The sequence below is a fragment of the Petrocella sp. genome (genome assembly GCF_059865615.1).
In genome coordinates this window covers 49,259-63,594 of record NZ_JCBCDA010000043.1, presented here as the reverse complement: position 1 = coordinate 63,594, position 14,336 = coordinate 49,259, and the positions used below count along the sequence as shown (strand labels likewise).

14 protein-coding genes and 1 pseudogene are annotated in these 14,336 nt (G+C 38.4%); 5 read left to right on the top strand and 10 right to left on the bottom strand.

All coding sequences use genetic code 11. The features are described 5' to 3' along the window. Positions 1 to 167: 167 nt before the first annotated feature. On the bottom strand, positions 168 to 371 hold the full coding sequence (locus AC6F8J_RS05275; protein ID WP_500721557.1) for a DUF1858 domain-containing protein: 204 nt from the start codon (positions 369 to 371) through the stop codon (positions 168 to 170). A gap of 301 nt (positions 372 to 672) precedes the next feature. On the opposite strand from AC6F8J_RS05275, the gene AC6F8J_RS05270 reads away from it, so the two are divergent. After that, the gene (locus tag AC6F8J_RS05270; protein ID WP_500721556.1) at positions 673 to 1,326 is read left to right on the top strand and encodes a CBS domain-containing protein; all 654 of its coding nucleotides are present in this window, start codon (positions 673 to 675) and stop codon (positions 1,324 to 1,326) included. Between the two features lie 112 nt (positions 1,327 to 1,438). Here the strand turns inward: AC6F8J_RS05270 and AC6F8J_RS05265 are convergent, their stop codons facing one another. From AC6F8J_RS05265 to AC6F8J_RS05225, 9 genes are all read right to left on the bottom strand, one after another. Continuing rightward, complete coding sequence (locus AC6F8J_RS05265) at positions 1,439 to 2,119, bottom strand: LiaF transmembrane domain-containing protein (protein WP_500721554.1); 681 nt, start codon at positions 2,117 to 2,119, stop codon at positions 1,439 to 1,441. A gap of 242 nt (positions 2,120 to 2,361) precedes the next feature. Next, positions 2,362 to 3,063, bottom strand: a complete 702-nt coding sequence (locus AC6F8J_RS05260; RefSeq protein WP_500721553.1) for an ATP-binding cassette domain-containing protein — start codon at positions 3,061 to 3,063, stop codon at positions 2,362 to 2,364. Between the two features lie 15 nt (positions 3,064 to 3,078). After that, positions 3,079 to 3,837 (bottom strand): ATP-binding cassette domain-containing protein, encoded by a 759-nt coding sequence (locus AC6F8J_RS05255; protein WP_500721551.1) that lies wholly within the window; start codon positions 3,835 to 3,837, stop codon positions 3,079 to 3,081. An 11-nt stretch (positions 3,838 to 3,848) separates the two neighbouring features. Then, positions 3,849 to 4,823, bottom strand: a complete 975-nt coding sequence (locus tag AC6F8J_RS05250) for an ABC transporter permease subunit (protein WP_500721550.1) — start codon at positions 4,821 to 4,823, stop codon at positions 3,849 to 3,851. Between the two features lie 9 nt (positions 4,824 to 4,832). Beyond that, on the bottom strand, positions 4,833 to 5,714 hold the full coding sequence (locus tag AC6F8J_RS05245; protein ID WP_500721548.1) for an ABC transporter permease subunit: 882 nt from the start codon (positions 5,712 to 5,714) through the stop codon (positions 4,833 to 4,835). A gap of 238 nt (positions 5,715 to 5,952) precedes the next feature. Beyond that, positions 5,953 to 7,134, bottom strand: coding sequence for an ABC transporter substrate-binding protein (locus tag AC6F8J_RS05240; protein WP_500721547.1), 1,182 nt, complete (start codon positions 7,132 to 7,134; stop codon positions 5,953 to 5,955). Positions 7,135 to 7,581: 447 nt separating this feature from the next. Continuing rightward, positions 7,582 to 8,781 (bottom strand): threonine ammonia-lyase, encoded by a 1,200-nt coding sequence (gene ilvA / locus AC6F8J_RS05235; protein WP_500721545.1) that lies wholly within the window; start codon positions 8,779 to 8,781, stop codon positions 7,582 to 7,584. 91 nt (positions 8,782 to 8,872) lie between these two features. Next, positions 8,873 to 9,562, bottom strand: coding sequence for a response regulator (locus AC6F8J_RS05230; protein ID WP_500721544.1), 690 nt, complete (start codon positions 9,560 to 9,562; stop codon positions 8,873 to 8,875). Then, the gene (locus tag AC6F8J_RS05225) at positions 9,555 to 10,772 is read right to left on the bottom strand and encodes an ATP-binding protein (protein ID WP_500721542.1); all 1,218 of its coding nucleotides are present in this window, start codon (positions 10,770 to 10,772) and stop codon (positions 9,555 to 9,557) included. The genes AC6F8J_RS05230 and AC6F8J_RS05225 overlap by 8 nt, the downstream gene beginning before the upstream one ends. Positions 10,773 to 11,205: 433 nt before the next feature. Here AC6F8J_RS05225 and AC6F8J_RS05220 point away from each other — a divergent pair. The 4 genes and pseudogenes from AC6F8J_RS05220 to hydG form a co-directional block, all read left to right on the top strand. Next, positions 11,206 to 11,430: pseudogene (locus tag AC6F8J_RS05220) on the top strand (hypothetical protein); the annotation flags it as partial. Positions 11,431 to 11,440: 10 nt separating this feature from the next. Beyond that, on the top strand, positions 11,441 to 12,676 hold the full coding sequence (gene hydF, locus AC6F8J_RS05215) for a [FeFe] hydrogenase H-cluster maturation GTPase HydF (protein ID WP_500721541.1): 1,236 nt from the start codon (positions 11,441 to 11,443) through the stop codon (positions 12,674 to 12,676). Position 12,677: 1 nt separating this feature from the next. Further along, entirely contained in the window at positions 12,678 to 12,938 is a 261-nt protein-coding gene (locus AC6F8J_RS05210; RefSeq protein ID WP_500721540.1) for a TM1266 family iron-only hydrogenase system putative regulator, read from the top strand. A 20-nt stretch (positions 12,939 to 12,958) separates the two neighbouring features. Continuing rightward, the gene (gene hydG / locus AC6F8J_RS05205) at positions 12,959 to 14,335 is read left to right on the top strand and encodes a [FeFe] hydrogenase H-cluster radical SAM maturase HydG (RefSeq protein ID WP_500721538.1); all 1,377 of its coding nucleotides are present in this window, start codon (positions 12,959 to 12,961) and stop codon (positions 14,333 to 14,335) included. The last annotated feature ends 1 nt before the right edge of the window (position 14,336 follow it).

Below are 14,336 nucleotides of genomic sequence, written 5' to 3'. Positions count from 1 at the left end.
CCTACAGCTTCCTTCAGATTCCACCTCGCAATGGACACCCTTGCTGTTCAGCTATGTGCTTCCTGTTACTTAGGTACACTAGGGACTTTCACCCATAAGAGTTTGCCCATGTCGGGCAAACACAAAAAAGCTGTCATTTACATGACAGCTTTTTCTATGTTTTTTAATTATAGGCTTTTTAAGTATGCGTTAATGTTATCTGTCAATATATCGACATCCATACCATGAACCATACATGCTTCTTCAAGGGATTCACCTTGTGAAGATGGGCATCCAACACAGTGCATACCTGCTTCCATAAGAATAGGAATGACACCTTGATCAACACGAATAATATCGCCAATAATCATATCTCTTGTAATTTGAGCCATGACTTACCTCCTTTGTATCTATTTTAATGATTTTTATTATCATATAACATAAGCTATTATAAACTATTTCTTCATAAAAAACAAGTTCAACCCCCTGAAGGCAATAATCTTATAACTCTATTGTATTTTTTTACTACTCAAGAAACGTTCTACTCTTACAAAGAGATAAAGTTTTTCCCGCCTTGGAGAATTTTGCAAGCATAATAGTTTTGTTCTTGGTTATACCGAGCACCTGGTGCTTTCAAACCCATTATATGATATAATAAGTCTAAGTAATAAATTATTCACTGGAGGTGTTTTTATGTATGTAAAAAACCAAATGACCACTGATGTTGTAACAGTTTTCAAAGATGCTTCAATCGATTTAGCTTTTCAACTGATGATTGAAAAAGGATGCAAACAATTGCCTGTTATTGATAACGGACAACTTGTTGGTTGTGTCACCGAACAGCTTCTTTCAGAAGTAAGTCCTTCAAAAGCCACAACACTTAGTATGTATGAACTTAATTATTTACTCAGCAAAACCAAAGTCAAAGACATCATGATTAAAGATATGCCTACTGGCACACCGGACATGCTCATGGAAGATGCGGCACAACTCTTAATAAATAGTGGTGTTGATTCCCTTCCTATTACAGAAGGCAAAAAATTGGTGGGTATCATAACTCGCACCGATATACTTAAATCCTATCTCGAATTAACCGGCGTCGGTGAAATTGGCACACGGATCTCCATCAAAGCAAAAGATGAGACCGGCATACTAGCAGATATCACCGGTATAATTAAAAACTTCAACATTAATATCGCTCATGTAGCTAATTACGATCACATCGGCAGTGATGATGCTGGAGAAATCATTATCCGTCTTGCTTCAACAGAAACCGATACACTCATCAAAGCCCTCGAAGCATCTGGATACGAGATACTCAGTGTCCGCCAAAACCTAAATGAGTAACTATTTGCATTAAATACAAAAACGAGCTCTACTGTAAGACTTTAGTCTACAGTAAGCTCGTTTTTAATTTTAAGGCAGTCATCTATGCTGTGGAAGGGTTTTCATGGGACCTCTAATTCTTAATGTCGAATCCACCAAATAAGGCAAACCCATTAATAACTAAATCAATCTCTCTGTTAGGGTCCTTAGACAATCTTGTCTTATTCCCCCACCCTCCAAACAAAGGTATGCCTGTAACCATAACTTTCCATTCTTCAGGGACTTTAATATCCACGCCACCAAAAGCAACGAAAATATCCATTTTTGCAGGTACTTCAATAATCTTAGCACCTCGAAGGTTGAGTTCAACACCACCGAACATGGCAAAAATATTACCGCCTTTAAAATTCTGGGATAGATTGATGGTCTCCGCACCGGAAAATAGTACAACATTTTCCACCACATCCTCACTTACTTGGTTTCTTCCAAACATGCCTCTAGGTCCTTTTGAAGTCAGAATCCATAAGCCCAACAATATAATGACAAGCGACCATATCAAATCCCAAAACCGTAAATCTTCAAAGTATTCAAACCCAAGATTTCTAAGTAAAAATATGGTTCCTACAATAGCTATAATACCACTAAATACAAAGTTTTTAGGTTGTTCTACCAAATTAATCAATCCAATGGCAATAAGCAAAATAGGCCAAAAAGTCATTACAAGACCATCTATTTTAACATAGCCAAGGCTTCCTGCCAAAGCCAGTAAACCTACAGAAAGAATCAGGATACCAATTACCGTTCTCTTATTCATAGCATTTCCTCCAATACCAACTTATACATTACTCAATTCCCACCGTAGAACCTCTTTGTGGCTTCCAACCAACTGGGTAGTCACAAACTTAGATCGCCTCAGAGAAAGTTGAGTTAATTATCTATGATTAAGGTACCAAAACCATATGGTTTTGACCCTTTAACCATCTATCTATATTATAGCTGACTATGTAGGTATTACCATTAAAAAACCATTAGAATTCAAAATATACTATCTGTGTACTATCCGAGATATGCTTTTCTTACATCCTCATGATCCAGCAGTTCTTTTGCATTACCTTCAAGAACAATTTTTCCGGTTTCAAGAACATAAGCCCTATCTGCGATGGACAAAGCCATATGAGCATTTTGCTCAACCAACAAAACTGTAACACCTTGTTTATTAACTTCTACAATGGTGTCAAAAATCTCTTTCACCAATATAGGCGCAAGCCCCATGGATGGTTCATCCATAAGTAAGATGTCCGGCTTACTCATTAAGGCACGTCCCATAGCCAACATCTGTTGTTCGCCACCTGACATGGTACCTGCAAGCTGTTTGCGACGTTCTTTAAGTCTAGGGAATTTCCTATAGATGTTCTCATAACTTTCTTCAATCTCAGCTTTGTCTGTTCTTAAAAAGGCACCCATCTCAAGATTTTCCTGAACGGTCATTTTTGCAAAAACACGTCGACCTTCCGGCACTTGTGCCATACCCATACCTAGAATCTTATGGGCTTCAACACCAGTAATCTTTTTATCCATAAGACTGATACTACCCTTAGTAGGCTTTAGAAGTCCCGAAATTGTATGTAACGTCGTTGTTTTTCCGGCTCCATTGGCACCAATTAATGTAACAATCTCACCTTTGTTAACTTCAAAGGACAAACCCTTAAGAGCGTGAATCGCACCATAGTATACATTCAGATTTTCTACTTTTAACATTTTGTCACCTTCCTTTTATTGACCTAGATAAGCACCAATAACTTTCTCATTGGATTTAATCTCAGCCGGTGTACCGGCAGCAATCATCCTGCCATAATCTATGACGACAATTCTCTCACATATACCCATAACTAAGCTCATATCATGTTCAATAAGAAGAATGGATACTTTAAACTTTTCTCGAATAAAGGCAATGGTTTCCATCAGCTCCTTGGTTTCTTGTGGGTTCATACCCGCAGCCGGCTCATCCAACAACAAAAGTTTTGGATTGGTCGCAAGCGCTCGACAAATCTCAAGCTTTCTTTGTTTACCATAAGGCAGATTACTTGATAATGCCTCCGCATCCGCTTCCATATTGAAAAGTCCAAGGAGTTCTTTTGCTTTTATTTCAATTTCTTTTTCTTCTTTCCAGAATTTTTTGCCTCTAAAAACAGCTGATAGAGTGGTATAGCCCATATCTTTATGAAAAGCAATCTTAATATTATCAAGAACTGTCAATCCTTTAAATAAGCGTATATTCTGAAAGGTCCTACCAAGCCCTAGATTAACAATCTGATAAGGTTTTTTTCCGTTAACAACTGTTTCTCCCAGTAATACTTTACCTTCTGTAGGTGCGTAAACACCTGTCAACATATTAAAAATAGTTGTTTTTCCGGCACCATTGGGTCCGATAAGACCCACCAGTTCATTTTCCTTTATTTCTATACTAAAATCAGATACGGCTTTAAGTCCTCCAAAAGTCATACCTATATGTTCCGTCTTCAATAAGCTCATGGTATTACCTCCTAGTCCGCATTTTCTATTTTAGTTTTTTTGCTGAATCGATTGAGGAGCTTAATAAGTGAAAATTCTTTTCTTCCAAGTAGGCCATCCGGTTTAAAAATCATAAGTATGATTAAAGTCAATGCGTAAAAGACCAACCTAAGCTCATCAATGGAATATAAAAACTCATTAATGAATGCAAGGGCCAATGCCGCTATAATGGTGCCGGTTATACTACCCATACCACCCAAAACAACAATGATGAAAAATTCTACAGAAAACATAAAATTGAATTTTTTGGGATCCAGTATTCTTTGATAAAAACCTAAAGCACCACCACCAACACCGGCAATAAATGCAGAGACAACAAAACCATACACTTTATAGAATGTGGTGGGAATACCTACTGACTCAGCTGCAATCTCATCCTCTTTTATTGACAAGATGGCTCTACCATGTCTAGAACGTATAAATGCGAATAAAAACGCTATAACCAACACCACCAAAAAATAAATTTCTGTGAAATTAACGTACCTTGGAATACCTTTAAGACCTGCAGCACCACCTGTAAACGGCAGATTAAGCAAAGCGATACGAATAATTTCACCAAATCCCAAGGTCACAATACCCAGATAATCACCGCGAAGCCTAAGAGCCGGAATACCTATAATCAAACCAAAAATCCCGGCCATTACACCACCTAAAATTAATCCAGCTACCAGCTCTACATATTTTGGTAAATCGACTGCAATAGCAAATAACGCTGCTGTATATGCACCAATAGCCATAAAGCCGGCATGACCAAGGGCCAACTGACCCAAATAGCCTGTTGCAAGATTCAAGCTGGCTGCAACAATAATATAAATACCGGCTAGAATAAGGATACCGTTGTAATAATTATTAATGACCTTTATTTGAATCAAGTAAAAAACAATTGCGTAAACAACCATAATGGCTGTTATATTCTTCAAATAACCTGAAACGACTTTTTTATCCATGATGATTACCTACACTTTCTCTCTCGTATTTTTTCCAAGGATGCCTGCAGGTTTAAAAATTAACACAATGATTAGGATACCAAACACAAAAGCATCTGCCCATGTAGTCGATACATAACCCTTCGTCAAGGTCTCAATCAACCCAATAACAAAACCACCCAGCATCGCCCCCGGTATAACGCCGATGCCACCTAATACAGCTGCAACAAAAGCCTTAAGGCCCGGCATCATGCCCATATAAGGCTCTACTTGATAGTAGTTGATTGCATATAACAAGCCACCAACGGCACCAAGTGCGGAACCGATTGCAAAGGTTATAGAAATGGTTTTATCTACGTTAACACCCATTAACTTGGCTGCTGATTTGTCTTCTGATACAGCACGCATAGCTTTTCCTATTTTTGTTTTTTTGACAATAAATTCCAAAAGTAACATGAGTCCTATAGATAATAGAATAGTTATGATTGCAAGATTGGAAATAGCTATGCCCGGTGCAATCTCAATTCTTTTTAGAGTAATGACCGCCGGCATTCTTCTAGGCTGTGCACCAAAAAGAAGTCTGAACAGATTTTGCAAAAGCATACTCATACCAAGAGCGGTAATAAGAGCCGATATTCTTGGGGCATTTCTAAGAGGCTTATAAGCTAATCTGTCTATAGTCATACCCACCAATGCACATAGAATCATAGAGACGACCAAAGCAAGACCAAAAGGTACGTTGAAAGTTGCTAATGCGAAAAATCCAAAGTAAGCACCGATCATTAATATATCGCCATGGGCAAAGTTAATTAGTTTTACAATACCATAGACCATGGTATAGCCTAAAGCAATCAAGGCATATATACTTCCCACATTAAGACCGTTAATAACTTGTTGTATAAATTGTGCCATGAGCACACCTCCTAGGTTGATTTGAGTACTGCCGCAAAGTCGCTAATAAAAAAACTATTTAGGTTATAGGGTGAAAGTTCAACTATATAGTTTTGACGCCCCAACCTATTTATTAGTGCTTTTGCGGACGCACCCAACAGTTTCGTACATTAAACCGTTGAATTCATCCGTAACGCAAAATAATAAGGGGATAACCCCCTTATTATCTTACTAGTTTATTGAATATTCAACTTAAAATTTAGTTGCCTGATACTTTTGCCTCAAGCTCTAACTTACCATCTTTTACAGTTATAATGGATATGTCTTTGATTGGGTCACCATTTTCATCAAATGTAATATAACCACATACCGCTGGCATATCTGTTGCTTTAAGGGCCTCCACTACTTTTTCAGCATCTGTACCACCAGCTGCTATTATAGCTGCTAACATAACATTGGTTGCGTCATAAGCAAGTGCGCCTAATGCGTTTGGTGTTTCACCAAATTGCTCTTCATAAGATGCAATAAAGTCTTGTACAATTGGATCCGGGTCTGTTGTTGAATAGTGATTTGCGAAGAAATAACCTTCTACTTCGGCTGCGAAGTCATTTTGGATACCATCCCAACCGTCTCCACCTAGTAATACAGATTCAATACCAAGCTCACGTACTTGAGAAGCTACAACACCAACCATATTAAAATAGTCAGGTACAAAGATTACATCCGGTGCATTGGCCTTAACTTTGGTAAGGATTGCACTGAAATCATTATCTGCATCTGTATAACCTTCTGCATCTGTAATGCTACCACCACCTGCTTCAAAAGTTTCTATAAAGGCTTTTGCTAAACCATCTGAATAGTCACTACCAACATTGGTAAATACCGCTGCTGTTTTTGCTTCAAGATTTTCCATTGCGAATTTTGCAACAACACTACCTTGGTAAGGGTCAATGTAGCATGCTCTAAACACATAATCAAGACCAGGTGTTACGTCTTTGTTTGTTGCTGTTGGTGAGATCATAGGAATGCCTAGCTCATTGGCAATCGGTGCCACTGCAAGACTTGTTGTAGAAATAACCGGGCCGATTAAAGCGTCAATCTTATCAACATCTACCAACTTATTAAACAGGTTAACGGTCTTAGTTGAGTCACCTTCATTGTCATAGAAGAACAATTCCACATCAACGCCATTTAAGCCGCCAGCTGCGTTGATTTCTTGAATGGCAAGTTCCACTGAGTTCTTAACCGCTTGTCCATATGGTGCAAGCGCGCCACTTGTTGGTGCTAGAAGACCAAGTCTTATAGCTTCACCTGAAGCTTCTGTCTCAGTCTCGGTTTCCGTTGCATCTGGTGTTGTTGGTTTGTCATTGCCTGCACATCCTGTTAAGAACGTTGAAAGCACGATGACTAAAACCAATGCTAATGATAAAAGTTTTTTCATATGATTTTCCACCCTTTTCTATTTTGCTCTTCTGAGCTATTTTTATCATGGTCACCTAAAAAAAGAATCCATGACTTCACAATAATGAAATTATACACGCTTTTTCTTTCATTTTCAAGCGGTTTTGCACTTTATCTTGCTATAATGGTGAATTTATGCAACGTCAACGTATAATTTAAGCTTAAACCTTGATTTTTGGACTTATTTTCGAGTGTTACTTAAAAATACATTGTTTTTTTTTTTAGTTTTCTTTTAATTACCTTAATATGTAAAAAATATATTGTGAAGGATTAATAATTCTATTATTCATTTTTATCGACTCACAACCATATTTTCAAAAATAATAGAGCCTTCCTTCTTTAATACCATAAGTTTTAAGGTATATGATGGTTTTTCGAATATATTTCTATCACAAGCATGATCCTTTTATGAAGAAGGGGTCACAGATTAATATACTACTGTAACATGATAGTTTTCATCACGAAGGGCTTTTTTGATTTCTTTAACGTGCTTATAACCATTAGTTTCTAGCGTTATTTCAAGTTGAACATGCATAAACCGGTCAAGGGTCTTAAACTGATTATGTTCAAGCTTAATAACATTGGCTTTATGATCCGCTAGTATTTTTGCAATCTTTAACAACTCACCTGGGGTGTCATGTAACTCCACCGAAAAACAAAATAAACGCCCTCTAGAGATTAATCCTCGGTTAATCATTTCAGAAATGGTCACCACATCAATATTACCGCCACTAATAACACTTACTATTTTTTTATTCTTATAAGGGAGCTTTTTTAATGCCGCTAAAGAAAGAACCCCTGCATTTTCTACAATCAACTTTTCTTTCTCCACCATGAGTAGAAAAGCCTCCAATACATCCACATCAGAAACAACAACAATCTCATCCACATAATTCTTAACCATGGAAAATGTTAATTCTCCTGGACGTTTAACCGCTACACCTTCTGCAATAGTAGATACGACTGCCAGTTCACTAACACAGTTGTTTTGCATCGAATAATTCAAAGTCTGTGCGCCTTTGGGTTCAACACCTATTACGCGTATTTTAGGATTGATTTCTTTAATGGCACAGGCTATACCACTGATGAGACCGCCGCCACCAATTGGAACGATAACGATATCAACATCTTCAAGGGCTTCCATAATCTCAAGCCCTATCGTCCCTTGTCCTGCAATAACATAAGGATCATCAAAAGGATGTACGACGGTGGCGCCTTTATCATTATGAATTTCCATAGCCCTCCCATGGGCATCGTCATAACAATCTCCAAAAAGCACCACTTCAGCGCCATATTCTCTGGTTGCTTCTATTTTTATTAATGGCGTCTGGCTGGGCATAACGATGGTTGCCTTCACTCCTAGTTTATTTGCTGCAAAAGCGACACCTTGCGCATGGTTACCGGCCGATGCAGCTACAATACCACATGAACGTTCCAGTTCTGTCAGATGACTAACTTTATTATAGGCACCGCGAATCTTGAAAGCACCTGTTATTTGTAGATTTTCCGGTTTTAAATACACTTCATTACCGCTTTCAGCACTAAATACCTGGCTATAAATTAAAGGCGTCTTCTTAATCACATCTGCGAGTAAGTCAGCCGCCTCTTTTATCATCTCTATTTGCATAATACACCTCATATTCTAAGAATAAGGATGTCAAAAAAAAATCAACATCCTTATTAAAAATAACATTATGATTATGGATTGTCAACAGGCTTTAGAACTTATTAAACCTATAGCCTGCACCCCAAACCGTCTCTATGATTTTGGGTGTGGATGGATTTTTCTCGATTTTCTTGCGTATTTTCTGTATATAGACCGCCACAGTTGCAATGTCACCATACTCATCTTCACCCCATATACGGTCAAATAGAATGGTTTTGCTGTGCACGATATCCGGGTTTTTCATAAAAAACTGAAGCATATCAAACTCTGTTGCCGTAAACGCTACCTCTTTTCCACCAACGATCACCTTTCTTGCTTCCTTATTAAGAACGATGTTGTGATACTCCAAGGTAGCCCCATCTTCATTGCTTTTTAGGAATCTTTCATAACGGGCCAACTGATTTTTGACTCTGGCTATAAGCTCACTTGGGCTAAATGGCTTCGTGATATAATCATCTGCACCTAGTCCCAAGCCTTTAATCTTATCAATATCATCATTTCGTGCCGATACAATAATCATTGGGATGCTTAACTCATCACGAATCATCGCACATATATCAAACCCATTGATTGTAGGCAACATCACATCAATAATAATAAGGTCATATATTTTGGTTCTGGCTTCCTTAACACCCTCTAAACCGTCTGCCACGATTTTTGTCTCGTACCCGTTCATTTCTAAATAATCCTTTTCAAGACCTGCAATATTTTTATCATCTTCAATAATTAATATCTTAGCCATGCCTTACCTCCTTTTGCTGATCTAACAGTGTGAAGTAAATGGTTGTACCCTTACCCGGTGTGCTCTCTGCCCATATATTGCCGCCATGAGCTTCAACTAACTGCCTGGATATAGAAAGACCCAGTCCTGTACCACCTACATCCTTGCTTCTTGAATCATCACCTCTGTAAAACACCTCGAAAATCTGATGAATATGGGCTTCATCAATACCAACTCCGTTGTCTGATACACGTACCATAATGCCATGCTTTTCACCTTCTAAAGTCTTCACTTCTATGTGTAAATTCAGTTTTTGCTTATCATTATACTTAACTGCATTTCCTATTAAGTTGGTTACAACTCTATGAACTAACTTTGAATCTATGGCCATAACAAATGCATCATCAATATCTATATCATAAACCACTTTTGCACCTTGTTCCTCCAAGTCAATTTTCTTTTCAACACATATATCCAAAAAATAGTCCTTTACAGAAATAGGTTCAAAATGATATTCCATTTGATTAATATCCAACTTTGAAAAAAGAAAAAGGTCATCAATAAGCTGGTTGGTATACTGTGCATTTTTATAAATAATATCCATATACGTCTGCATTTTTTCTTCCGTATTGGCAACCCCTTCATTTATACCTTCTACATAACCTAGAATAGATGTGATGGGTGTTTTTAGGTCATGTGATATGCCGGCTATAAGCTCTTTACGGTTTTGTTCATATTTTTCTTTGACCGCTTGGCCTTCTTTTAATTGTACGCTCATTTTATTAAAAGAATGAAAAAGTCCACTGATCATGGTAGGAACTGTATCATCCACTGTATAGCCATAATTGCCACCCGCCACCTCATCTACTGCCTGTTGAAGGTGTTCCAAAGGACGTAAGATGTTGTTACGCATCCTAAAAGAGAAAATTAAGGTGCTGACTTCTCGGATGAAAATAACCATAAAAATCCCTGACAAAATCAATCTAGGAAAATTATATCTTGATAGAAAAAAAAGTAGATAAAAAAAACCTGTGGTCACAAGTAAGAAAATAAATGGAAAGAGTCTTAAAAATAACAGATATTTTTTAAGCCTCAAGCGCTGTTCCTCAGTGGTATTGGTATTGTTTCCATTTGTTCTAATAAACGTTTTGATAAAAATCTGATTGGTTACAGGCATCTCTGGTTTTTTTCTCACCGGTTGCTCTGCTCCATCTTTTTCTTTGTTGACCACAAAGCCACCTCCTTAAAAATTAAGCCTATTTTTTATTATTTTAACACGTACTTCTATATAAGTTCATAAAAACTTATAAAAGCTTTATAAAAATGAGAGAAACAAATTCGCAAAAAAAATTGATAAAATATTGACAAACTCTTAGAAATCTTTTACAATGGTACTAAATTCATTTTCTAAACTCAAGGATGCGTCTAAGAGTAAGGAATTCAAGTGTTTCCAGTCACTATGTGAAGTGGGTATCCATAACACAGCAGGGTTGGGTTTTCTTATACCTTTTTTCACCTTATCATCTTAACTTTTTGAAAGTAGGTTATTATGGTTTTCGCACAGAAAAAGACCAGTTAGGCTCAATGTTTATTCATTCAGATGCCTACGATGGCATACATACCAAACGGGCCCTTCATAATTTTTTACTGGCCAATCGACCGGTTCATCCATTATGCCCGGTAAGGTCAATCCCATCATCTGCGAATCTGTTCTCCAAGCAAGTCTAAAGGTCATTGGTAATGATGCCGTAATAACACAAACAACAAAAGATGAAGACATAACCCTTAGAACTTATCTAATAAAACACCATGTATTGCCTGAAGCTACTGTTAATCTTATTCTAAATCCTAGACAAGTGACCAAACCGGCTGTTCCCGGCAAGTCATAAGGAGAATCATATGAGCCTTAATCAAACACCCCAATCCAACCGCATACATATTGCTTTTTTCGGACAAACCAACGCCGGCAAGTCCAGTCTAATCAATGCTGTTACCCAGCAAGACATCGCTTTGGTCTCCGAGGTAAGAGGTACAACAACGGATCCTGTTTATAAAGCAATGGAACTTCTTCCCTTGGGACCGGTTATGCTCATTGATACCGCTGGACTTAACGACACCACCAGGCTTGGTGCTTTGAGAAAACAAAAAACTTTGGAGGTGCTCAATAAAACCGACCTTGCCGTTCTCGTGATTGACGGCCTCCAATCTTCTTTTGAATTTGAAAAAGAACTTATTGAGACCATTCACAATAAAAAAATTCCTTTAATCGGTGTGATTAACAAAATGGACCTTACTGCCTTGGATGCTTCTTGGCAAGAAGCTTTTTCAAAAGACTTAGGCATCCCTATCTATCCTGTATCAAGCGTAACAAAGGAAGGGATCAAAAAACTAAAAATAGCCATGAGTCAAGCACTGCCTTTTGATGAAAATGCATTCAAAATTGTCGGTGATTTGCTTCATCCAGGAGACTTTGTCGTCTTGGTCACCCCTATAGACAAAGGCGCGCCCAAAGGACGCCTCATCTTGCCGCAACAACAAACCATAAGAGATATATTAGAAAGTGATGCCATAGCCATTGTCTGTAAAGAGCATGAACTTAGAGAGACTTTAGATCGACTGGGTACCAAACCCCAACTGGTCATCACCGACTCACAGGCCTTTTTAAAGGTTGCAGCCGATACTCCAAAGGACATTCTCATGACTTCTTTTTCCATTCTTTTTGCCAGACACAAAGGTGACCTCTCGCAACTTGTTAAAGGTGCAAAAGCCATTGAAGCCCTAAAAGATGGTGATAAGATACTCATTTCAGAAGGCTGTACCCATCATAGACAGTCCGACGATATCGGTACTGTCAAAATTCCGAGATGGCTCAAACAACTCACCGGTAAACAATTGCATTTTGATTATGTATCCGGTGTAAGTTTTACAGATTCTGCTAAAGATTATGCCTTGATTATCCACTGTGGTGCCTGCATGCTCAACAAAAAAGCTATGGCCCATCGGCTTGAAACAGTAGAAACCCTTCAAGTCCCAATTGTCAATTACGGCGTTATGATTGCCTATGTACACGGCATTCTTGACAGAGCACTGGAACCCTTTCCACTTGCAAAAATGATATGGGATGAGGTGAATTAGCATGATAGAAAATCGAATTGGCGTTGTAGGTATCGTTATAGAAAAAGACGGTGATATACATCGCATTAATCAAGTCTTACACGACCACAATCAAATCATCGTCGGTCGAATGGGACTACCCAATATCAATCAGCGTGAGATCAGTATTATTTCCGTTGTCGTCGATGGGACAACCGATCAAATTGGAAGCCTAACCGGTCAACTCGGCGCCCTAAAAGGCGTCAACGTCAAAAGCGCCCTGTCAAAGAAAGACAATAAATAACATAAAATGGAGGATTACAAATGCAGAATTTTATAGATGACCAAAAAATAAGAGCATTATTGGAAGCGGGTTACAAACATAGTAAAGAAGACATACGTGCCATCATAGAAAAAGCTAAAACCTGTGTCGGTTTGAGCCTAGAGGATGTCGCTGCCCTCTTACAGTTTGAAGACCAAGAACTGTTAAATGAGATATATGCTTGTGCCAACCACATAAAAAACACCATCTACGGTGATCGCATCGTTATGTTTGCACCTTTGTATATCTCTAACTATTGCGTCAATGGCTGTATTTATTGTGGTTATAAACAAAGCAACACTATAGCAAGACGTAAGTTAACCGATCAGGAAATTGCAAAGGAAGCCCTGAAAATCGAAGCTATGGGTCACAAACGTATCGCACTAGAAGCCGGTGAAGATCCCATCAACTGTGATTTGGACTACGTGCTTCACGCTATGGATGTCATCTATAAGACCAAAAGTGACAATGGGGCCATAAGACGTATCAACGTTAATGTGGCTGCAACAACCGTAGAAAATTACAAGCGACTCAAAGCTGCCGATATCGGTACTTACATCCTATTTCAAGAAACATATCATCAACCCACTTATAAAAAATACCATCCAAAAGGACCAAAATCCAATTACGAATACCATCTAACCGCTATGGATCGTGCTATGGAGGGTGGTATTGATGATGTGGGTATTGGTGCTCTTTTCGGACTCTATGATTACAAATATGAACTGCTCGGGATGATGATGCACAAAGAACATCTTGAAGAAGTCTTCGGTGTCGGACCCCATACCATGTCCGTACCACGCATCAAAAAAGCCATGAACGTAGCGGTTGAAGCCTATCCTTATGCTGTTGATGATGAAGCTTTTAAACGTTTAGTTGCTATAATCAGACTGGCCGTTCCCTACACCGGCATCATACTCTCAACAAGAGAAGAGGCTAGCTTTAGAGAAGAAGTTATTCACATCGGCGTTTCTCAAATCAGTGCCGGTTCCAAAACCGATGTCGGTGGTTATACGGATGAAGAAAAAATAGCAAGTCAGTTTCAACTAGCCGATGAGCGCCCGCAACATGAGATTATAAAGTCCTTACTGGAAAAAGGCTTCTTGCCAAGTTACTGTACGGCTTGCTACCGTGCCGGAAGGACCGGCGATCGATTCATGCAGGTTGCAAAAAGCGGCCAGATTCATAATCTATGTCAACCCAATGCCTTGCTTACTTTAAAAGAGTACCTAGAAGATTATGCTGACGAGGATCTAAAAGCACTTGGTGAAGCTACAATTAAAATCCACATCGATCGAATTCCCAATGAAAAGATGAAACAAACAACTTTTTCGCGTCTAAAAGCCATAGAAAAAGGTGAAAGAGACCTTTTCTTTTAGG